The organism is Cyanobium sp. NIES-981 (genome assembly GCF_900088535.1).
Taxonomy (GTDB): domain Bacteria; phylum Cyanobacteriota; class Cyanobacteriia; order PCC-6307; family Cyanobiaceae; genus NIES-981.
Genome location: NZ_LT578417.1, coordinates 2,043,267 through 2,063,505, shown reverse-complemented (window position 1 = coordinate 2,063,505; position 20,239 = coordinate 2,043,267). Strand labels below are relative to the sequence as shown.

General features: G+C 70.2%; 18 protein-coding genes, 1 tRNA gene and 1 other RNA gene. 9 read left to right on the top strand and 11 right to left on the bottom strand.

From position 1 onward, the window contains the following. Positions 1–31 precede the first annotated feature (31 nt). The 3 genes from tkt to acpP all read right to left on the bottom strand — a co-directional run bounded on the left by tkt (position 32) and on the right by acpP (position 3,672). Entirely contained in the window at positions 32–2,032 is a 2,001-nt protein-coding gene (gene tkt, locus CBM981_RS10480; protein WP_087069354.1) for a transketolase, read from the bottom strand. A 141-nt stretch (positions 2,033–2,173) separates the two neighbouring features. Beyond that, positions 2,174–3,421: a beta-ketoacyl-ACP synthase II gene (gene fabF, locus CBM981_RS10475; RefSeq protein ID WP_087068356.1), complete on the bottom strand. Its 1,248-nt coding sequence runs from the start codon at positions 3,419–3,421 to the stop codon at positions 2,174–2,176. Between the two features lie 8 nt (positions 3,422–3,429). Continuing rightward, entirely contained in the window at positions 3,430–3,672 is a 243-nt protein-coding gene (gene acpP / locus CBM981_RS10470) for an acyl carrier protein (RefSeq protein ID WP_087068355.1), read from the bottom strand. A 182-nt stretch (positions 3,673–3,854) separates the two neighbouring features. Here acpP and psaC point away from each other — a divergent pair, with 182 nt between their 5' ends. Beyond that, complete coding sequence (gene psaC, locus CBM981_RS10465; RefSeq protein WP_006850103.1) at positions 3,855–4,100, top strand: photosystem I iron-sulfur center protein PsaC; 246 nt, start codon at positions 3,855–3,857, stop codon at positions 4,098–4,100. A gap of 111 nt (positions 4,101–4,211) precedes the next feature. Beyond that, positions 4,212–6,137, top strand: coding sequence for a glutamine--fructose-6-phosphate transaminase (isomerizing) (gene glmS / locus CBM981_RS10460; protein WP_087068354.1), 1,926 nt, complete (start codon positions 4,212–4,214; stop codon positions 6,135–6,137). 21 nt (positions 6,138–6,158) lie between these two features. Here the strand turns inward: glmS and CBM981_RS10455 are convergent, their stop codons facing one another. Both CBM981_RS10455 and rimM read right to left on the bottom strand, forming a co-directional pair. Beyond that, a complete protein-coding gene (locus CBM981_RS10455; RefSeq protein ID WP_087068353.1) occupies positions 6,159–7,664 on the bottom strand; it encodes a mannose-1-phosphate guanylyltransferase/mannose-6-phosphate isomerase in 1,506 nt (501 codons plus the stop codon). Between the two features lie 61 nt (positions 7,665–7,725). Continuing rightward, the gene (gene rimM, locus CBM981_RS10450) at positions 7,726–8,244 is read right to left on the bottom strand and encodes a ribosome maturation factor RimM (RefSeq protein WP_172820874.1); all 519 of its coding nucleotides are present in this window, start codon (positions 8,242–8,244) and stop codon (positions 7,726–7,728) included. Between the two features lie 59 nt (positions 8,245–8,303). Here rimM and CBM981_RS10445 point away from each other — a divergent pair, with 59 nt between their 5' ends. Further along, positions 8,304–8,483: an NAD(P)H dehydrogenase subunit NdhS gene (locus CBM981_RS10445; RefSeq protein ID WP_087068352.1), complete on the top strand. Its 180-nt coding sequence runs from the start codon at positions 8,304–8,306 to the stop codon at positions 8,481–8,483. On the opposite strand, the gene CBM981_RS10440 is transcribed toward CBM981_RS10445, so the two are convergent. Next, the gene (locus tag CBM981_RS10440; RefSeq protein WP_087068351.1) at positions 8,461–9,201 is read right to left on the bottom strand and encodes a ribonuclease III family protein; all 741 of its coding nucleotides are present in this window, start codon (positions 9,199–9,201) and stop codon (positions 8,461–8,463) included. The genes CBM981_RS10445 and CBM981_RS10440 overlap by 23 nt on opposite strands. Before the next feature lie 38 nt (positions 9,202–9,239). Then, positions 9,240–9,649: RNase P RNA component class A (gene rnpB / locus CBM981_RS10435), an RNA gene on the bottom strand. Between the two features lie 81 nt (positions 9,650–9,730). Here rnpB and CBM981_RS10430 point away from each other — a divergent pair. From CBM981_RS10430 to CBM981_RS10420, 3 genes are all read left to right on the top strand, one after another. After that, positions 9,731–9,804, top strand: a tRNA-Arg gene (locus CBM981_RS10430). Positions 9,805–9,892: 88 nt separating this feature from the next. Beyond that, entirely contained in the window at positions 9,893–10,216 is a 324-nt protein-coding gene (locus CBM981_RS10425) for a hypothetical protein (protein WP_087069352.1), read from the top strand. Positions 10,217–10,280: 64 nt separating this feature from the next. Then, positions 10,281–10,769, top strand: a complete 489-nt coding sequence (locus tag CBM981_RS10420; protein WP_087068350.1) for a hypothetical protein — start codon at positions 10,281–10,283, stop codon at positions 10,767–10,769. 12 nt (positions 10,770–10,781) lie between these two features. Here CBM981_RS10420 and CBM981_RS10415 read toward each other — a convergent pair whose 3' ends face one another. Both CBM981_RS10415 and CBM981_RS10410 read right to left on the bottom strand, forming a co-directional pair. Then, positions 10,782–13,316 carry a glycogen/starch/alpha-glucan phosphorylase gene (locus tag CBM981_RS10415; protein WP_087068349.1) on the bottom strand — a complete coding sequence of 845 codons (2,535 nt, stop codon included), beginning with the start codon at positions 13,314–13,316 and terminating at the stop codon, positions 10,782–10,784. After that, the gene (locus CBM981_RS10410; RefSeq protein ID WP_225867650.1) at positions 13,313–15,754 is read right to left on the bottom strand and encodes a phosphoketolase; all 2,442 of its coding nucleotides are present in this window, start codon (positions 15,752–15,754) and stop codon (positions 13,313–13,315) included. Before CBM981_RS10410 ends, CBM981_RS10415 begins: the two co-directional genes overlap by 4 nt. Before the next feature lie 131 nt (positions 15,755–15,885). Between CBM981_RS10410 and CBM981_RS10405 the strand changes: the two genes are divergently transcribed. Together CBM981_RS10405 and CBM981_RS10400 are read left to right on the top strand one after the other, a co-directional pair. Continuing rightward, complete coding sequence (locus tag CBM981_RS10405) at positions 15,886–17,241, top strand: cation:proton antiporter (protein WP_087068348.1); 1,356 nt, start codon at positions 15,886–15,888, stop codon at positions 17,239–17,241. Then, positions 17,213–17,785, top strand: coding sequence for an isoprenylcysteine carboxylmethyltransferase family protein (locus CBM981_RS10400; RefSeq protein WP_087068347.1), 573 nt, complete (start codon positions 17,213–17,215; stop codon positions 17,783–17,785). Before CBM981_RS10405 ends, CBM981_RS10400 begins: the two co-directional genes overlap by 29 nt. Here the strand turns inward: CBM981_RS10400 and CBM981_RS10395 are convergent. Further along, positions 17,745–18,059, bottom strand: coding sequence for a hypothetical protein (locus CBM981_RS10395; RefSeq protein WP_087068346.1), 315 nt, complete (start codon positions 18,057–18,059; stop codon positions 17,745–17,747). The two genes, CBM981_RS10400 and CBM981_RS10395, sit on opposite strands and share 41 nt — an antisense overlap. 45 nt (positions 18,060–18,104) lie before the next feature. Here CBM981_RS10395 and CBM981_RS10390 point away from each other — a divergent pair, with 45 nt between their 5' ends. After that, entirely contained in the window at positions 18,105–19,073 is a 969-nt protein-coding gene (locus CBM981_RS10390) for an alpha/beta fold hydrolase (protein WP_225867348.1), read from the top strand. Here the strand turns inward: CBM981_RS10390 and CBM981_RS10385 are convergent. Beyond that, positions 18,979–20,238, bottom strand: coding sequence for an FAD-binding oxidoreductase (locus CBM981_RS10385; protein ID WP_087068345.1), 1,260 nt, complete (start codon positions 20,236–20,238; stop codon positions 18,979–18,981). The two genes, CBM981_RS10390 and CBM981_RS10385, sit on opposite strands and share 95 nt — an antisense overlap. Between the last annotated feature and the right edge of the window lies 1 nt (position 20,239).

Genomic DNA, 20,239 nt, shown 5'->3' with positions numbered 1-20,239 from the left:
CTGGCCCTTGGCTTGGGGGCAGGGGATCCGATCAGCCCAGCGCCTGGGCCCTGGCCACCACGTTCTCCACGGTGAAGCCGAACTGCTCCATGCACACCGGACCGGGAGCGGAGGCGCCGAAGCGGTCGATGCTCACGCTGGCGCCATCGAAACCGGTGTACTTGTGCCAGCCGAAGGAGCAGGAGGCCTCCACCACCAGGCGCTTGCGGCAGGCCGCCGGCAGCACGCTCTCGCGATAGGCGGCGTCCTGCTCCTCGAACAGCTCCACACAGGGCATCGACACCACGCGCACGTTCTTGCCGGCGCTGCGGAGTTCAGCGGCGGCCTTCACGCACAGATCGAGTTCGGTGCCGGTGCCGATCAGGATCAGATCGGGGGTGCCGTCGCTGTCCTCGAGGATGTAGCCGCCCTTCGCCACGGCGGAGGCGGTGGAGTTGGCCTGGTTGGCCATCCCCTGGCGGCTGAGGATCAGGGCGGTGGGGCGGTTCCGGTTGGCGATCGCCACCTGGTAGGCGCCGCTGGTCTCGTTGCCGTCGCCGGGGCGGATCACCAGCAGGTTGGGCAGGGCGCGCAGGCTGGCGAGGGTCTCGATCGGCTGGTGGGTGGGGCCGTCTTCGCCCAGTCCGATCGAATCGTGGGTGAGCACGTAGATCACCCCCAGTTCGCTCAGGGCCGAGAGGCGGATGGCGCCGAGGGCATAGCCGGCGAAGACGGCGAAGGTGCCGCCGTAGGGGATCAGGCCGCTGCCGTGGTAGGCGATGCCGTTGAGCACGGCCGCCATGGCATGCTCCCGCACACCGAAGTGGAGGTAGCGGTTGGCTTCGCCGCCCTTCTGGAAGCTGGCCTCACCCTTGATGTCCGTGAGGTTGGAGTGGGTGAGGTCGGCGGAGCCGCCGATCAGTTCGGGCAGCTTCGGCCCGATGGCATTGAGGCAGTTGTAGGAGTGCTGCCGGGTGGCCAGGCCCTTGTCGGCCGGGGTGTAGCTGGGCAGAGGGGCATCCCAGCCCTGGGGCAGCTCGCCGCGCAGCATCCGCTCGAACTCGGCCGCCTCGGCGGGGTATTGGCTGCGATAGCTCGCCAGGGTGGTGGTCCACTCGGCCTCGGCCGCCTCGCCGCGGCTGATGGCCTGGCGCCAGTGGTCGTAGGCCTCCTGGGGCACCTCGAAGGCGCCGTAGCTCCATTCCAGGGCCTTGCGGGTGAGTTCGGCCTCATCGGCGCCGAGGGCCGCGCCGTGCACGCCGGCGGTGTTGGCCTTGTTGGGGGAGCCGTAGCCGATGGTGGTGGTCACCTTGATCATCGAGGGCCGGTCGGTGACGGCCTTGGCCTCCTCGATCGCCCGGGCGATGGCGGCCACATCGGTGTTGCCGTCGGGCACGTGGATGGTGTGCCAGCCGTAGGCCTCATAGCGCTGCAGCACGTCTTCGGTGAAGGACACCGCCGTGTTGCCGTCGATGGTGATGTGGTTGTCGTCGTAGAGGGCGATCAGCTTGCCCAGGCCCAGGTGGCCGGCCAGGGAGGCGGCTTCGCTGCTCACACCCTCCTGGTGGCAGCCGTCGCCCATGATCACGTAGGTGTAGTGATCCACCAGCTGGGCGCCGGGCTTGTTGAAGCGGGCCGCCAGATGGGCCTCGGCGATCGCCAGGCCCACGGCGTTGGAGATGCCCTGGCCGAGGGGGCCGGTGGTGACCTCCACGCCGGGGGTCTCGAAGGTTTCCGGGTGGCCAGGGGTCTTGGAGCCCCACTGGCGGAACTGCTTGATGTCGTCCAGCGTCACCGACTCGTAGCCGGTGAGGTGCAGCAGTGCATAGAGCAGCATGCAGCCGTGGCCGGCCGAGAGCACGAAGCGGTCGCGGTTGAACCACTTGGGGTTCTTCGGGTTGTGCCGCAGCGCCTTGTCCCACAGGGCGAAGGCCATGGGGGCACACCCCATGGGCAGGCCCGGGTGCCCCGAGTTCGACTTGTTGATGGCGTCGATGGCCAGGAACCGGATGCTGTTGATGCAGAGCGTTTCCAGCTGGCTGGCGGACGTCATGGACGGGGTGGGGGTGGCGACCATCGGGGGAGAACTAGGGGTAGGGGTGGATCGGGGGGTGTACGCAACAGGCACAACCGGCCGGTGCAGCGAACGGGCCAGGGAGCTAACAGACCATCAGCTCATGACAGGGGGGCCAGCTCATGGCAGGCGCCGGAAGGCCAGGCAGACGTTGTGGCCACCGAATCCGAAGGAATTGGAGAGAACCACATCGAGTGTCCGTTCGCGGGCCTGGTTGGGCACGACATCCAGATCACAGGCCGGATCCGGATTTTGGTAATTGATCGTAGGGGGCACCACGCCGTGCTTCATGGCCAGCACCGCGGCCACGGCCTCGATGCCGCCGCTGCCGCCCAGCAGGTGGCCCGTCATCGACTTGGTGGAGCTCACCGGGATCCGATGGGCATGGGCGCCGAGGGCGCTCTTGATGGCGGAGGTCTCGTTGCTGTCGTTGGCCTGGGTGCTGGTGCCATGGGCGTTGACGTAGTCGACGGCCTCGGGCTCCAGCTCCGCGTCGGCGAGGGCCAGCCGGATCGCCTGGGCACCGCCCACGCCGCCGGGGGAGGGGGCGGTGATGTGGTGGGCATCGCAGCTCATGCCGTAGCCCACCACCTCCGCCAGCACCGTGGCACCACGGGCCTCCGCATGGGACAGGCTTTCCAGCACCAGCACACCGGCACCCTCGCCGATCACGAAGCCGTTGCGCTCGGCATCGAAGGGGCGGCTGGCGGTGGCGGGGTCGTCGTTGCGAAAGGAGAGGGCCTTGGCGCTGGCGAAGCCGGCCAGCCCCAGCGGCGTGATCGCCGACTCGGCGCCGCCGCACACCATGGCGTCGGCCAGCCCCAGCTGGATCAGGCGGTAGGCATCGCCGATGGCGTTGGACCCGGCGGCGCAGGCGGTGGCCACGGCCGAACTCGGCCCCTTGGCGCCCAGGGCGATGGCGGTGAGCCCCGTGGCCATGTTGGGGATCATCATCGGCACGCAGAACGGGCTCACCCGGTCGGGCCCCCGGTCGGCGAGCACATGGGCCTGGGTCTCCATCATCAGCAGGCCGCCCACGCCCGACCCGATCGAGGTGCCCACCCGGTGGGCGTTGCTCTCGTCGATGCAGAGACCGGCATCGGCCACCGCCTGCTTGGCGGCCACCACCCCGAACTGGCAGAAGCGATCCCAGCGCTTCGTCTCCTTGGGCTCCAGCCAGCCGCTGGGGTCGAAGTTCTTCACCTCGGCGGCGAAGCGGCAGGCATGGCGGCTGGCATCGAAGAGGGTGATGCCGGCCACCCCGTTACGACCGCTGCTCAACCCTTCCCAGTAGCTGGGAACGTCATTGCCGATCGGAGTGACTGCGCCGAGGCCGGTGATGACGACCCGCTGGAGACCCTGGACCATGGAGCGGTTCAGGCCTGCTTGTCCTGGATGTACTTGACGGCATCGCCGACGGTGGTGATGCCCTCGGCGGCCTCGTCGGGGATTTCGATGTCGAAGGCCTCCTCCAGGGCCATCACCAGCTCGACGGTGTCGAGGGAGTCGGCGCCCAGATCGTTCTGGAAGTTGGACTCGGGCTTCACTTCGGCCGCGTCGACGCTGAGCTGTTCAGCAACGATGGAGCTCACTTTCTCGAAGATCGCTTCCTGGGACATGGCCGCTGTGTGGGTCGAAGCACTCTACGGGTCGCCCTGTCAGCCCTCCCCCGATTGCCCTCCAGCGCCGGCCTGGCGGCCGGCGTATGAACAAGGGTGAAGGGCTGGTGTCGCGGAGCGGTGGAGCCCGAACGGCTTGGGTACCTTTGCCACACGCCGAGTCTCAGCACACCGGAGTCCAGATGTCCCACGCCGTCAAGATCTACGACACCTGCATCGGCTGCACCCAGTGCGTGCGGGCCTGCCCCCTGGACGTGCTGGAGATGGTGCCCTGGGACGGCTGCAAGGCCGGACAGATCGCCTCCTCCCCCCGCACCGAGGACTGCGTGGGCTGCAAGCGCTGCGAAACGGCCTGCCCCACCGACTTCCTCTCCATCCGCGTGTATCTCGGCGACGAGACCACCCGCTCCATGGGCCTGGCCTACTGAGGCCCCTGCCACCAGGCTGAATCCATCGCCGCCCGGCCCCGCCGGGGCCACCCATTCAGCTCTCATAAGCTCAGGCCCGGCCCCGCCGGGCTTTTTTGTTGCTCCTGCCCTATGTGCGGCATCGTTGCCCTGATCGGTTCCCGCGAGGTGGCTCCCCAGTTGCTGGAGGGGCTGCGCCAGCTGGAGTACCGCGGCTACGACTCCGCCGGCATTGCCACGGTGGAGTCGGCGGCCGATGCCGCTCCGCTGGCCGGCGCCGCCCGCCTCCACTGCCTCCGGGCCGAGGGCAAGCTGATGAACCTCGTGGCCCGTGTTGAGCAGCAGGGCGCTCCCGGGCACTGCGGCATCGGCCACACCCGCTGGGCCACCCACGGAAAGCCCGAGGAACGCAACGCCCACCCCCACCTGGACGGCAGGGGCCAGGTGGCCGTGGTGCAGAACGGGATCATCGAGAACCACCGCAGCCTGCGGGAGACACTGCAGGCCGAGGGGGTGGAGTTCCGCTCGGACACCGACACCGAGGTGATCCCCCACCTGCTGGCCCGGCAGCTGGACCGGCTGCAGGCCGGCGGCCTCGTGGCCGGCGGTGCCCTGCTGCTGAAGGCGGTGCAGCAGGTGCTGCCCCAGCTCCATGGCGCCTATGCCCTGGCGGTGGTGTGGGCCCAGGCACCCGGGGCGCTGGTGGTGGCCCGCCGCGCCGCCCCCCTGCTGATCGGCCTGGGGGAAGGCGAATTTCTCTGCGCCAGCGACACGCCGGCCCTGGCCGGGTTCACCCGCACCATCCTGCCGATGGAGGACGGTGAGGTGGCCCTGCTCACCCCGCTGGGCATCGAGCTCTACGACGCGGCCGGCGAACGGGTGCAGCGCACCCCGAGCCTCCTGAGCGGCACCCAGCACGTGGCGGACAAGCGCAGCTTCCGCCACTTCATGCTCAAGGAAATTCACGAGCAGCCTGAAACCGCGGCGCTGTGGATGGCGCGCCATCTGCCGGCGGCGTCCCAGGGCCCCCTGGTGGCCCTGCCCCTGGATGAGTCCGTGTATGGGGGCGTGGAGCGGATCCAGATCCTGGCCTGCGGCACCAGTCGCCATGCCGCCCAGGTGGGGGCCTACCTGCTGGAGCAGCTGGCCGGCATCCCCACCAGCGTGTTCTACGCCAGTGAGTTTCGCTACGCGCCGCCGCCCCTGGCCCCCCACACGCTCACCATCGGCGTCACCCAGTCGGGCGAAACGGCCGACACCCTGGCCGCCCTGGCGATGGAGCGCGACCGCCGCCAGCTGGTGGCCGATCCCGCCTTCGTGCCGCGGCTGCTGGGGATCACCAACCGGCCGGAGAGTTCGCTGGCCCGGATGGTGCCGCACCTGCTCGACATCGGGGCCGGCATCGAGGTGGGGGTGGCCGCCACCAAGACCTTCCTGGGCCAGCTCCTGGCCTTCTACGGCCTCGCCCTGGCGTTCGCCGAGCGCCATGGCGGGGCTCCGGGGGCCGGCGGCCCGGAGCAGCTGCGCCGCCTCGTGGCCGAACTCCGCACCCTGCCGGAACTGCTCAAGCAGCTGGTGATCGACCTGGACCAGCGCTGTGAGTCCCTGGCGCACCTGTTCGCCGACACCCAGGACATGATCTTCCTGGGCCGGGGCATCAACTATCCGATCGCGCTGGAGGGGGCCCTCAAGCTCAAGGAGATCAGCTACATCCACGCCGAGGGCTACCCCGCCGGCGAGATGAAGCACGGGCCGATCGCCCTGCTCGATGCGCGGGTGCCGGTGGTGTCGATTGCGATGCCGGGCACGGTGTTCGACAAGGTGCTCAGCAACGCCCAGGAGGCCAAGGCCCGCGATGCCCAGCTGATCGGGGTGGCCCCCGAGGGGCCGGACACCGGGCTGTTCGACGTGCTGCTGCCGGTGCCCGAGGTGGATGAGCTGCTCAGCCCCCTGCTCACCGTGATCCCGATGCAGCTCCTCAGTTATCACATCGCCGCCCACCGGGGCCTGGATGTGGATCAGCCCCGCAACCTGGCCAAGAGCGTCACCGTGGAGTGAGGCCGGCTCCCGGCTTGCACCTCATGGGCGCAGGGCCATGTCGCTCCGCCCGTAGCGGTCCTCGAAGCGCACGATGTCGTCCTCGCCGAGGTAGGAGCCGCTCTGTACCTCGATCATCTCCACCGGGATCTTGCCCGGGTTGCTGAGCCGGTGCCTGGCCCCCAGCGGGATGTAGGTGCTCTGGTTCTCGCCCACCAGCTCCTCGTGGCCGTCCTTCTCCACCACGGCCGTTCCCTTCACCACCACCCAGTGCTCGGCGCGGTGGTGGTGCATCTGCAGCGACAGGCTGGCGCCGGGATTCACCACGATCTTCTTCACCTGCCAGCGCTCGCCCTCCACGACGCCGTCGTAGGAGCCCCAGGGCCGGTAGATCTTGCGGTGGGCCCGGCTCTCGGGAGCCCCCGCCCGCTCCAGCAGGCCCACCACGGTCTTCACGTCCTGGGCCCGCTCCCGGTGGGCCACCAGCACCACGTCGTCGGTCTCCACCACCACCAGATCCTCCACGCCCAGGCCCACCACCAGCCGGTGCTCGCTGCGCAGATAGCAGTTGCGGCTCTCCTCGCTGATCACCCGGCCGCGCAGCACATTGCCGGCGCTGTCCTGGTCGGCGGTTTCCCACAGGGCGCTCCAGCTGCCCACGTCACTCCAGCCCGCCTGCAGCGGCAGCACGCTGCCCAGCTCCGTCTTCTCCATCACGGCCACGTCGATCGCCACGCTGGGGCAGCCGGCGAAGGCCTCCCGCTCCAGCCGCAGAAAATCGAGGTCGGCGGCGTCGTGCTCCAGAGCGGCGCGGCAGGCGCTCACCACCTCCGGTGCCAGCCGCTCCAGTTCCGCCAGAACGGCGCTGGCGCGGAACAGGAACATGCCGCTGTTCCAGGTGAAGCGGCCGGAGGCGAGGAAGCCTTCGGCCGTGGCCCGGTCGGGCTTCTCCACGAAGCGGGCGATCGGCACGGCCCGGGGCGCGCTGCCGGCGGCCACGGCCAGGGGCTCGGCCGCCTCGATGTAGCCGTAGCCGGTCTCCGGGGCGGTGGGCACGATGCCGAAGGTCACCAGGCGGCCCGCTTCCGCCGTGGCCAGCCCGGCGGTGACCGTCTGCCGGAAGCGGGCCGGATCGCGCACTAGGTGATCCGCCGCCAGCACCAGCAGCAGGGGATCGTCGCCCTTGGCCGTGGCCTGCAGGGCGGCCACCGCCACGGCCGGGGCGGTGTTGCGGCCGATCGGTTCGAGCAGGATGCCGGCCGGCTCCACCCCGATCTGGCGCATCTGTTCGGCCACGATGAAGCGGTGGTCCTCGTTGCAGATCAGCAGCGGCGGTGCCAGGCCGGCCAGGCCCTCCAGGCGCTGCACGGTCTGCTGCAGCAGGGTCTCGTCGCCGTCGCCGCCCAGGGCCCAGTACTGCTTCGGATAGCTCGCCCGCGAGAGGGGCCAGAGGCGGGTGCCCGTGCCGCCGCAGAGAATCACGGGAACCAGGGAGGTGGTGCTGCTGGGACTGGTGCTGGCACGACTGGTGCTGGGACTGGTGCTCATCGGACCCGAAGCCTCGCCCCCATTCAACGGCAGCCGGCCAGGGGCCTGCTGTTCATGGCACTCAGAGCTCGAGCAGCCCCGGCGGCGGCGTGATGCCGATCCACCCTTCGGCGAGCTTCACCTCCGGCACGATCGCGCTCACGAAGGGAATCAGCAGCTGGCGGTCGCCGGCGGCCACGGCGAGCAGGTCGTTGCCGGCGTGGATCAGGTCGGTCACGGTGCCCACCACCTCACCGCTGGCGAGCAGCCGCACCTCCAGCCCCACCAGGTCAAGCAGATGGAATTCCCCCTGCGCCAGCCTGGGCCGGTCGCCCGCCTGCACCAGCAGCTCCTGCCCCACCAGCGCCTCGGCCGCCTCGCGGCTGTCCACCCCGGCCAGACGCACCACGAACAGCTCCTTGCCCGGCAGCTGGCGTCCCCCCAGCAGCTCCACCTCCCGGGGCTCGGCGCCGCGCTGCTGCAGCCAGCGGGCGCCAGGGCGGGTGAAGCGCTCGGGGAAATCGCTCATGGGCAGCACCCGCAGCTCCCCGCGCAGACCCTGGGCCGCCACCACCTTGCCCACTACCAGGAGCTTGTGCATTCCGATCAGGCCCGATCCGGCTGTTGCGCCCGATAATGGCGCCACGCCAGCTCCTTCCCATGCCCGACCTGCCGATCCTGCCGGGCACCACCGTGGTGGTGCGCGACGTGCGCTCGATCTACAACGGCTACAAGGGGTTCGTGCAGCGCATCAGCGGCAGCCGTGCCGCCGTGCTCTTCGAGGGCGGCAACTGGGACAAGCTGGTGACCATGCCGCTCACGACCCTCGAGCAGATCTGACCCAGGCCAGGGCCAGGCGGGCGGCATCCTGCTCCGCCGCCCGGCGCGAGCGGCCCCAGCCCTCCCAGCTCTGCGCCTCCCCTGCCGCCAGCGTCAGCCGGCAATGGAACCGGCGGGGATCGGCATGCCGGGTGCTGCGCTCCTCGCAGCTGTAGCTGGGCAGGCCGAGCCCCTGGCCCTGGGTCCATTCCTGCAGGGCCGATTTCCAGTTGTGGCGGTCGGGATCGGCCAGCATCTCCTGGCTGGCCAGCTGCCAGTGGGGGTTGAGCCAGGCGTGCACCGGCTCGAGGGAGTCGCCCCAGCAGCGGTAGATCGCACCGATCAGGGCCTCGCACAGCTCGGCGCGCACGGTGGCCAGGCCGGCCCGGTCGCCACGGGCCATCGGCCCGATGCGCCACACCGTCTCCAGGCCGCAGCTGTCGGCCAGCTCGGCCAGCCAGCGGTCGCTCACCAGCTGGCTGCGCAGGGCCGACTGGCTCCCCACGCTGAGCTGCGGGTGGTGGCGGTGCAGGTATTCGGAGGCGGCCAGCCGCAGCACTGCATCGCCGAGGAACTCGAGCCGCTCGTGGTTGCAGCGCTGGCGGGCCGAGGTGTGGGTGAGGGCCTCCTCGATCGGGGCCAGCACCGCGGCGGCATCACCGGGGCCGCCTTGCCGGCGGGGATCGATGCCGAGGCTGGCCAGGAAGGCCACCAGTTGGCGACGGCGATCGGGGGTCACGGGGCGCTTCGGGTCGGGTGGCGTGGCGGCGCCGAAGGGGGGGAAAGCAGGACGTAAGCCGGGTTCTGTTCCGGATGGGGCGAACCCCTCCCGGGGTGATCATCTGTCTGGGACCGCCGTCACCGGCGGCCTCGAGCGGCGCACTTGGGGCGGGACCGGTGTTCATGGCCAACCGTTGGTCCCTGGGCCTTGCTCCCGGCCGGGGTTTACCGAGCCAGCACCTCTCGATGCTGCTGGTGCGCTCTTACCGCACCTTTGCACCCTTGCCTGTGCACAGGGCAGGGCCCCGGCCATCGGCGGTGTGTTTCTGTGGCACTCTCCTCGCGGTCACCCGCACTGGGCATTACCCAGCAAGCCTGGCCATTGGGGAGCCCGGACTTTCCTCAACCGGGCTGGGGCCCGGCCCGAAGGCCTGCCTCACCCGATCGCGATCACCTCGCCTGCTTTCACCCCCCATGATGCCTGCTGATGCGGTGCGGGCCGACGACAGGGTGCTGGCTGGCGCCCCGGCCGCATAATGGCGGCGCCGGGGGCTGTAGCTCAGCCGGATAGAGCGACGGTTTCCTAAACCGTAGGTCGTGGGTTCGAGTCCCGCCAGCCCCGTGATTGTCCAACCGGTAGTTGGCGCTACCGGTGGTGCCATGGCGATTCCAGCCACTGCCGCTAGCGTAGACCGAGTCGCGGGATGCCGATGACGCCCCTGCATGATCTGCGCCTGCGCCTGCTGGTGCAGCAGGAGAGCGAGCGCCTGGCCGATGGCCAGCTCGATGAGATCGACCTTTCGGTGGTTCAGGCCCGTTGCCTCTGCTGGCTGGCCCTGCTGGCCGAGGCCCACGAGGAGCAGGCCGGCGATGCGGAGCGCCGCGGCGACACCGAGCAGGCCATGGGCTGGTTCGCCGACTCCATGCGGCTGCGCGATGTGATCCAGGTGGTGAGTTCGATTGAGATCCCCCTGCCCGCCGCCTGCGACGACGACCGGGATGAACAGGCGGACGGGGAGAATCTGGTGGCCTGAGGCCGTCACGGCCCCCCGCTGGCCCTCGGTGCCATGATGGGGACTGACTTCCCTGGGGAGCGCGGTGCCCGAAGAGCCCTGCCAGTGCCCTGATTGCCAGCGGTTTTATCGGGAACACGACCGATTGATCCGTGAAAATCCCACCTTGCGGCAGCAGCAGGAGCTCAACTGGGCTGCTCTGCAGTCGTTCCGCACCCTGGCGGGTCGGGTGATGGAGGAGCTCCAGAAGCAGGCGGATGCCGCCGGCGATGCACCGGCCCAGCAGCCTTCCACGCCGGCGGCGGCGGATGCCCGTGGCGCCGCGGTGGCGCCCGATGCGGCCCCTGAGCCGGATTCCCTCCAGCAGGCCATGGCCGACCTGGAGAACATCAACGCCCACCTCTTCTCGATCGAGGCGCTGATGGAGCGCATCTTCGATGTGCGCATGCCGGAGGAGGTGGAGCAGAAGTTCCGCGAGGTGGCAGGTGAGCTCGCCCCCGATCCCCTCAATGCCGATCGCCTGCGGCTCAACCGGCTCCTGCACCAGACACCGGACCTGCCCGACCGCAGCTGAACCCGAAGGCTTTCAGTCGGGATCGTCCTCGATCTCGCAGGTGATCGCCACCGGGTAGGGGGTGACCTGCCAGATCTTCTCGGCGTACTCCCGGATGGAGCGGTCGGAGGAGAAGAAGCCGGTGCGGGCGGTGTTCAGCAGCGACATGCGGTTCCAGCGCGGGCGATCGACCCAGGCCTTGCCCACGGCAGCCTGGGCCCGCAGGTAGTCGTTGAAGTCGGCCAGCACGAAGAAGGGATCCCGGCCGGTGAGGTTCTCCAGCAGCGGACGGAACAGCTCGCCGTCGCCGTTGCTGAAGTGGCCCTGTTCCACCAGCCGCAGCACCTCGGCCAGCTCGGGCATCGAGCCGATCAGCTCCCAGGGCCGGTAGCCGGTGCGGTGCAGCGCGTTGATCTCCTCGGTGGTCTTGCCGAACAGGAAGAAGTTGTCCTCCCCCACCTGCTCGCGGATTTCGACGTTGGCGCCATCGAGGGTGCCGATCGTGAGGGCGCCATTCATGGCGAACTTCATGTTGCCGGTGCCGGAGGCCTCCTTGCCCGCGGTGGAGATCTGCTCGGAGAGGTCGGAGGCCGGATACACCCGCTCGCCCAGCTTCACGTTGTAGTCGGCCAGGAAGATCACGCGCAGCCGGCCGTCCATGTCCGGATCGGCATTGATCGTGTCGGCGATGCCGTTGAGAAAGCGGATGATCAGCTTGGCCATGTAGTAGCCGGGCGCGGCCTTGCCGCCGAAGATCACCGTGCGGGGCGGCAGATCATCGCCTTCGCCGTTCTTGATGCGCAGGTACTGGGCGATCACCTGCAGGGCATTGAGGTGCTGCCGCTTGTACTCGTGGATCCGCTTCACCTGCACGTCGAACAGGGAGGAGGGATCCACCAGCACGCCGTTGTGGCGGTGGATGTAATGGCTGAGCTGGGTCTTCACGGCCAGCTTGGTGGTTTCCCAGCGCTCCAGAAAGGCGCTGTCCCCGGCGTAGCTCTCCAGCTGCCGCAACTGCTCGAGGTCCTTCACCCAACCCTCGCCGATGGCCTCGTCCAGCAGGGCGGCCAGCTGCGGGTTGGCCAGGGCCATCCAGCGCCGCGGGGTGACGCCGTTGGTCACGTTGGTGAACTTCTCGGGCCAGAAGGCGGCGAACTCGGGGAAGAGGTCGGTGGTCACCAGCCGGCTGTGCAGCGCGGCCACGCCGTTCACGTGGTGGGACCCCACGGTGGCGAGGTTGGCCATCCGCACGGCCTTGCCGCCCTGCTCGTCGATGATCGACATTCGCGCCAGCACCCCTTCATTGCCGGGGTAGCGGATGCGCACCTGCTGCAGGAACCGCCGGTTGATCTCGTAGATCAGCTCCAGGTGGCGGGGCAGCAGCGAACCGAACAGATCCACGCCCCACTTCTCCAGGGCCTCCGGCAGCAGGGTGTGGTTGGTGTAGGAGAGGGAGCGGCGGGTGATGTCCCAGGCGGTGTCCCACTCCAGCTGCTTCTCGTCGATGAGCAGCCGCATCAGCTCGGCCACCGCGATCGAGGGGTGGGTGTCGTTGAGCTGCACGGCCCAGTGGTCGGGGAACTCCTCGAGCGGCAGGCCGCGGCCCTCCAGGCTGCGGATCATGTCCTGCAGGGAGCAGCTCACGAAGAAGTGCTGCTGCTTCAGGCGCAGGCGGCGGCCCTCATCGGTGCCGTCGTTGGGGTAGAGCACCTTGGAGAGGGTTTCGCTGCCCACCTTCTCCTCCACGGCGCCGTAGTAGTCGCCGATGTTGAAGGCGTAGAAGTCGAACGATTCGGTGGCGTCGGCGCGCCAGAGGCGCAGCCGGTTGCAGGTGTTCACCCGGTAGCCCAGCACCGGCACGTCGTGGGGGATGCCGATGGCGTGCTCGGCGGGAATCCAGCGCACCCGCTGGTCGCCGTGGGTGTCGCGGTAGGTCTCGGTGCGGCCGCCGAAGCCCACGAAGCAGGCCTGGTCCGGCTGGGGCAGCTCCCAGGGCCAGCCCGCCTTCAGCCACTTGTCGGTGATCTCCACCTGCCAGCCGTCGCGGATCAGCTGGTCGAAGATGCCGAACTCGTAGCGGATGCCATAGCCGGAGGCCGGAATCTCCAGGGAAGCCAGCGATTCGAGGAAGCAGGCCGCCAGGCGGCCGAGGCCGCCGTTGCCCAGCCCCGGTTCCTCCTCCACATCCAGGATCTGGTTGATGTCCTCGATGCCGAAGCGGCGCAGGGCCGCCGCCGCTGAGTCCTGGATGCCGAGCATCAGCAGGTTGTTGCCCAGCTGGGGGCCGATCAGGAACTCGGCCGAGAGGTAGGCCACCACCCGGGCCGGCGTGGCCCGCAGGGCCTCGAGGCCGGCGAGGTAGCGGGTCATCAGCCGGTCGCGCACGGCGTAGCTGAGGGCCACGTAGAGGTCGTGGCGGGTGGCGGTGGGAGCGAGCTTGCCCAGGCTGTAGAAGAGGTGCTCGGTCATGCCGTCGAACACGTCCTCCGGTTCCGCACCGCTGCGGTGGGGATCGGCGTAGCAGCCCGGTGTGGGCAGGCGCAGGGCGCGGGGTCGGATCGTGGTCATGCCTCGGGGGTGCTCCAGCGCCAGTGGGTGATCTCGGGGGCGTCCATGCCGTGTTCATGGGCATGGGCGCGGTTCGCCAGGATGGCGTTCTTCATGCGTTCCTTCACGTGGGCCGCCCGTGACCCCAGGGAGGGAACGCGGTCGATCACATCGATCACCAGGTTGAAGCGGTCGATCTGGTTGTTCATCGCCAGCTCCAGCGGGGTGTTGATGTTGCCCTTCTCCTTGTAGCCGCGCACATGGAAGTTCCGGTGGTTGGTGCGGCGGTAGGTGAGCCGGTGGATCAGCCAGGGGTAGCCGTGGAAATTGAACATCACCGGCTTGTCGGTGGTGAACAGGCTGTCGAAATCCCGGTCGCTCAGGCCGTGGGGATGCTCGCTGGGCTGGGTGAGGGCGAAGAGCTTCACCACATTCACCACCCGGATCTTCAGCTGGGGGCATTCACGGCGGAGGATCTGCACCGCGGCGAGGGTCTCCTTGGTGGGGATGTCGCCGGCGCAGGCCATCACCACATCGGGATCGTCGGGTTCGGTGCCGTCATCGTCGTTGCTGGCCCACTCCACCAGGCTGATCCCCTTGGCCACGTGCCGGCGCGCCTGCTCGAGGCTGAAGTACTGGAGGTGCTTCTGCTTGTCGGACACGATGATGTTGCAGACGTTCGTCTCCACCAGCGCCTCCTCCGCCACCGCCAGCAGGCTGTTGGCATCGGGGGGCAGATACACCCGCACCACCTCGCCGCTCTTGTTGCCCGCCAGGTCGATGAAGCCCGGGTCCTGGTGGGTGAAGCCGTTGTGGTCCTGGCGCCACACGGTGGAGGAGATCAGGCAGTTCCAGGAGCCCACCGGCGCCCGCCAGGGCGCGTGGTGGATGCAGCTCTCCAGCCACTTGGCGTGCTGGTTGAACATCGAGGCGATCACGTGGGCGAAGGCCTCGTAGGTGTGGAAGAAGCCGTGGCGGCCGGTGAGCAGGTAGCCCTCCATCATCCCCACCAGGGTGTGCTCCGAGAGCATCTCCACCACGCGGCCCTCGCGGGCGAGCTCACCGCCGTTCATGTCCTCCGGCAGGAAGTTCTCCATCCACACCTTCTTGCTCACCGCGTAGATGGCCTGCAGCCGGTTCGAGGCCGTTTCGTCGGGCCCGAACACCCGCAGGGAGTCGGGGTTGCGGGCGATGCTGTCGCGCAGCAGGGCCCCCAGCGGGGCGGTGTTCTCGTGTTCCGAACGGCCGGGCTGCTCCACCGGCACGGCGTAGGCCTCGATCGGCGGCAGGCGCAGGCTGCGGCGCAGCCGGCCGCCGTTGGCATGGGGGCTGGAACCCATGCGCCGCGGCCCCCGGGGCGAGAGGGCCTGCAGGTCCGGCAGCAGGGTGCCGTCGGCGTCGAACAGCTCCTGCGGCCGGTAGCTGCGCAGCCAGCCCTCGAGCATGGCCAGCTGCTCGGCGTCGTGCTTCGGCCCGGGCAGGGGCACCTGATGGGCGCGCCAGAAGTTCTCGAGTTTCTGGCCGCGCAGCGCGTGCGGGCCCGTCCAGCCCTTGGGTGAACGCAGCACGATCATCGGCCAGGCCGGCCGCACCGCCTCGCCGCTGGCCCGGCAGGTGGCGCGCACCTGCTGAATGGCGTTGACGGCCAGGTCCATGGCGGCCGCCATGGCGCGGTGCATGGCCATGGGCTCATGACCCTCCACGAAGATCGGTTCCCAGCCGTAGCCGCGCAGGAGGTTGGCCAGTTCCTCGCGTGGGATGCGGGCCAGCAGGGTGGGGTTGGCGATCTTGTAGCCGTTCAGGTGCAGCACCGGCAGCACGGCGCCGTCGCTGATCGGGTTGAGGAACTTGTTGATGTGCCAGCTGGTGGCCAGGGGCCCGGTTTCGGCCTCGCCATCGCCCACGCAGGCCAGAGCGATCAACCCGGGGTTGTCGAACACCGCCCCGCAGGCGTGGGAGAGCACGTAGCCGAGTTCCCCGCCCTCATGGATCGAGCCGGGCGTTTCGGGGGTGCAGTGGGAACCGATGTGGCCCGGGAAGGAGAACTGCTTGAAGAAGCGCCGCATCCCCTCGGCATCGCGGGAGATGTCGGGGTAAACCTCGCTGTAGCTGCCGTCGAGGTAGGTGGGCGCCAGCACGCCGGGAGCGCCATGGCCGGGCCCGGAGAGGTAGAGCATCTCCAGATCCCGCTCCCGGATCACCCGGTTGGCGTGGGCCCAGATGAAGCTCTGGCCAGGACTCGACCCCCAGTGGCCGAGCAGGCGGTTCTTGATGTGATGCGGTTGGAGCGGCTCCTGGAGCAGGGGATTGTCCTGCAGATAGATCATGCCCACCGCCAGGTAGTTGGCGGCGCGCCACCAGCGGTCGATCAGGGCGAGGTGCTGATCCGAAGGGCCGGAGGCCAGCGGGGGGAGGGGGCTGGCGAGGCAGGGGATCGTGGTGTCGAGAATCGCTCCCATCGCGTTCAGCTGCCGGCAATGGCCTAGTCGGACGGTAGCGATGGTGGCCACGGGCGCAGGGCGTGACTGCCTAGAGATCTGCGTCCGAACATCGGCACCGGCGGTACCGTCGGCGCCATCAGCAGACCTTCATGACCTTGCCAGCCCTGTTGCTCGAGGTGGGCAGCCACCAGCTCGAGGTGGCCGAGACCCTGATCTCCGTCGGCGAATTCCTGGTGATCTTCGTGGCGGCCCGCATCCTTGCGGAGCTGATGGTGCGCATCCAGCTGCCCACGATCCTCGGGGAACTGGTGGCCGGCGTGCTGATCGGCGTGTCGGGTCTGCACCTGATCGTGCCGCCCGACACCCAGGCGCAGCTGAGCAGCTGGGGCCTGGGGCTGCTGGGCTCCCTCTCCGATCTCACCCCCCAGGCGGTGCAGGGGCTCTATGAGGAAACCTTCCCGAATCTCCAGTCGGTGTCGGAGATCGGGCTCTACGCCCTGCTCTTCCTCACCGGCCTCGAGAGTGAGCTCGACGAGCTGGTGGCGGTGGGGGCCCAGGCCACCACCGTGGCGGTGACCGGCGTGGTGCTGCCCTTCGCGATGGGCACCCTGGGGCTCTACTACCTGTTCGATGTGCCCTTGATCCCGGCGGTGTTCGCCGGCGCGGCCATGACCGCCACCTCCATCGGCATCACGGCCAGCGTGTTCGGCGAACTGAAGTTCCTCAAGACCCGGGAGGGGCAGACCGTGATCGGCGCCGCGGTGCTCGACGACATCCTCGGCATCGTGATCCTGGCGGTGGTGGTGAGCCTGGCGGGGGGCGGCGGCTTCAGCTTCGGCCCGATCCTCAGCCTGGTGGTGGCCGCCGGGGTGTTCGTGGCCGCGGCCCTGTTCCTGAGCCGCACCGCCGCCCCCGCCTTCGACTGGGTGCTGGATCGGCTCAAGGCCCCGGGCGAAGTGGTGGTGGCCTCCTTCGTGGTGCTGTCGCTCTCCTGCTTCGCCGCCCAGGCGATCGGCCTGGAGGCGGCGCTGGGGGCCTTCGCCGCGGGGCTGATCCTCAGCGGCTCGAAGCACAACCATGCCATCCAGGGCACGGTGCAGCCCCTGGTGGCGCTGTTCGCCACGATCTTCTTCGTGCTGATCGGCACCGGCATGGACCTCTCGGTGCTGAACCCGCTCGATCCCGCCAACCGCGAGGGCCTGATCATCGCCGGCTTCCTGCTCACGGTGGCGATCCTGGGCAAGGTGGCGGCCGGCTGGAGCTACCTCAGCAAGGAGAAGACCAACCGGCTGGTGGTGGGGCTGGGGATGATGCCCCGCGGCGAGGTGGGCCTGATCTTCCTGGGCCTGGGCAGCCAGGCCGGCCTGCTGAGCAAGCCCCTGGAGGCGGCGATCCTGCTGATGGTGATCGGCACCACCTTCCTGGCCCCGGTGCTGCTCAGACTGGTGCTGGGCGGCCAATCCGGAGGACCAGACCTTGACCCCCTCGCCGAAATCCCCACCTGAGCGCTCCCCGGCCCCAGGCAAGCTGCTGCAGCGCTGGGGCCTCACCTGGGCGGGCTGGCGCGACAACCGCCGCGGTGAGTGGTGGCTGCTGGCCCAGCTGCTGCTGATCGCCGCCCACCTGCTGCCGCCCTGGCCGGCGCCCGGGGCCTGGGGCTACGCCTGGCCCCTGCCCGTGGCGATCGGCGGGGTGGCGCTCTTCCTGGTGGGCCTGGGGCTGGCGCTGCAGGGGTTCCTGAACCTGGGCCCCAGCCTCACCCCCCTGCCCGAGCCCATGCCCGGCGCCGCGCTGGTCACCAGCGGTGCCTATGGCCGCTGCCGCCACCCCCTGTACCAGGCGGTGCTGCTCTGCTCCCTGGGGGTGACCCTGGCCCTGGGCAGCCTGCTGCATCTGGCCCTGCTGCTGGCCCTGGCGGGGGTGCTGGGGGGCAAGGCCCGCCGCGAGGAGCGGGCCCTGGCCGCCGTGCATCCGACCTACGCCGCCTACCGCGCCGCCACGCCGGCGATCATTCCTCGTCTTCCCTGGCTCGACTGGCGAACGCTGTGAACAGGCCCCACACCACGGCGATCAGGCCGAGGCTGGAGGCCCAGCCGGGCCCCAGCGCCAGGCCCAGCCCCAGCTCGGTGAGAGTGCCGAGCGCCAGGGCCAGGGCCAGGCTGGCCACCACCAGCAGCAGCTGCTGCACGCCTTCCGGCAGGGAGCCGGCCGCCAGCACCTCCTCCAGGCGCGCCAGGGGCAGGCTGAGGGGCAGGTAGAGGGCCAGGGCCCAGAGGGCGATGCCCGGGGCCAGGGCGATCCAGTCGAGGCTGGCGTAGGGCAAGGGGAACCGGCGGGGCTCCCTAGCATCGACCCTCCCCGCCGGCCCGTGGTGCCTGATCAGCCGATTGCCCAGCCCTGGAGCTACCAGGGCCACCCCGTGCACGCCGTGGTGGCGGGGCCCGAGAACCCCGAGGGGCCAGCGGTGCTGCTGGTGCATGGCTTCGGCGCCTCCACGGACCACTGGCGCCACAACATCCCCGCCCTGGCCGCCACCCATGAGGTGCATGCTGTGGATCTGCTGGGCTTCGGCCGCAGCGCCAAGCCGGCGGGGCTGGCCTACGGCGGCGCCCTGTGGCGGGATCAGCTTCTGGCCTACGTGCAGGAGCGGATCGGCCGGCCCGTGGTGCTGGTGGGCAACTCGCTCGGCGGCTTCGCCTCCCTGGCGGCCGGGGCGGCCCTGGGGGAGCAGGCGGCGGGGGTGGCCCTGCTCAACGCGGCCGGTCCGTTCAGTGATGAGCAGGCCCCGCCCCGGGGCTGGGGGGCGATCACGCGGCAGACGATCGGCTCCGCCCTGCTGAGAAGCCCTGTGCTGCAGCGGCTGCTGTTCGAGAACCTGCGGCGCCCGGCCACGATCCGCCGCACCCTGAACCAGGTGTACATCGACCGCACCAACGTGGATGACGCGCTGGTGGAGGCGATCCGGCGGCCTTCCCTCGATCCGGGCGCCTTCGGGGTGTTCCGCACCGTGTTCGACATCCCCCGGGGCCAGCCCCTCGATGAACTGTTCGCCCAGCTGGGCTGCCCGCTGCTGCTGCTCTGGGGCATCCGCGATCCCTGGATCAACGCCGCCGGCCGCCGCGCCGCCTTCCAGCGCCACGCCCCGGCGGCCACCACGGAGGTGGTGCTGGAGGCGGGCCACTGTCCCCACGACGAGGTGCCCGACCAGGTGAACACCGCCCTGCTGCAGTGGCTGGCGGGCCTCAGCCAGCCGGCGGCGGCTCCGCAACCCCAGGCGGCTCCACCCCCGGCAGCCGACCCCGTGCCAGCTGCTGCTTCGGATCGAACTGCCGCTTGACGGCCTCGATCAGGGGCCGCGATGGTGCATCCAGCCAGGCGGGGATGCTGCTCCCGCCCGGCTGCCGCAGCACCGTGACCATGCCCCCGGCCTCACGGCAGTGGCGGCGCAGGGCCTCCACGCGGTGGACCGGCACGGCGGCGCTCCCCCAGGCATGGCCGAGGCCGCTGCCGGCGCCCAGCACCAGCTCCAGGCCGGCCAGGGCCGGGGTGGTGAGCAGGTCGGGCACCCGCTCGGGGCGCACGCCGAGCCGCAGCAGCCAGGCGGCGCCGGCAGCAGCGTCGCTGCCCGCGCCGGGGCCAGCGCCGGGGCTGGGGGCCTCCGCCGCTGCCAGCTCGTCCGCCGCCAGGCGGTGGACAAGGAGGGACCCGCTGTCGGCCCCCGCCGCTGCGCCGGGGGCCGCCCCAGCCTTCTCCTCGATGCAGGCGATCTGCTCCTGGAGGGTCTGGGCGCTGATGCTGGCCAGGCTGATCAGCAGGGTGTCGGCGCCGGGCCCGGCGCCTGAGCCGGCGGCGCCCAGCCGCTGCCAGTCGATCCGCTCGGGGCTGAGGCTGGAGCCGAGCAGCCAGCGGCTGAAGGCCGCCAGGGCGGCGGTGGGGCCCTGCAGCCGCAGCCCCTGGCGGTGGGGCGGGATCGGCTGGGTGCGCAGGGTCACGGCGGTGATCAGGGCGAGGGAGCCCCAGCTGCCGCACAGCAGCCGCATCAGGTCGTAGCCGGCCACGTTCTTCACCACCTTGCCGCCGGCGCGGGCGGCCACGCCGTCGCTGCGCAGCAGGTGGATGCCGATCATCTGGTCGCGCACGCCCAGGTAGCGCTGGCGGTAGCCGCCGGCCTGGCCGCGGGCCACCAGGCCGCCGATGGAGCCGGAGCCCTCGCCGGCCGGGCCGCTGCCCCAGGGCCAGTCCAGCGGCAGCCACTGCCCGTGGGGTTGAAGCGCCTGCTGCACTGCTACCAATGGTGTACCGGCCTCCACCGTGATGGTGAAGTCGCCGGGGTTGTGCTCCAGGATCCGGTTCAGCCGGGCGCAGCTCAGCACCGTGTGGGGCCGGGCCACCGGCGGCCCCCAGTCCAGCCGGCTGGCCAGCCCGGCGGGCAGCCACGGCCGGTTGCGCTGGTGCAGGTCCTGCACCAGGTGCGGCAGCTCGCGGGGCTCGGGGGTGATCACG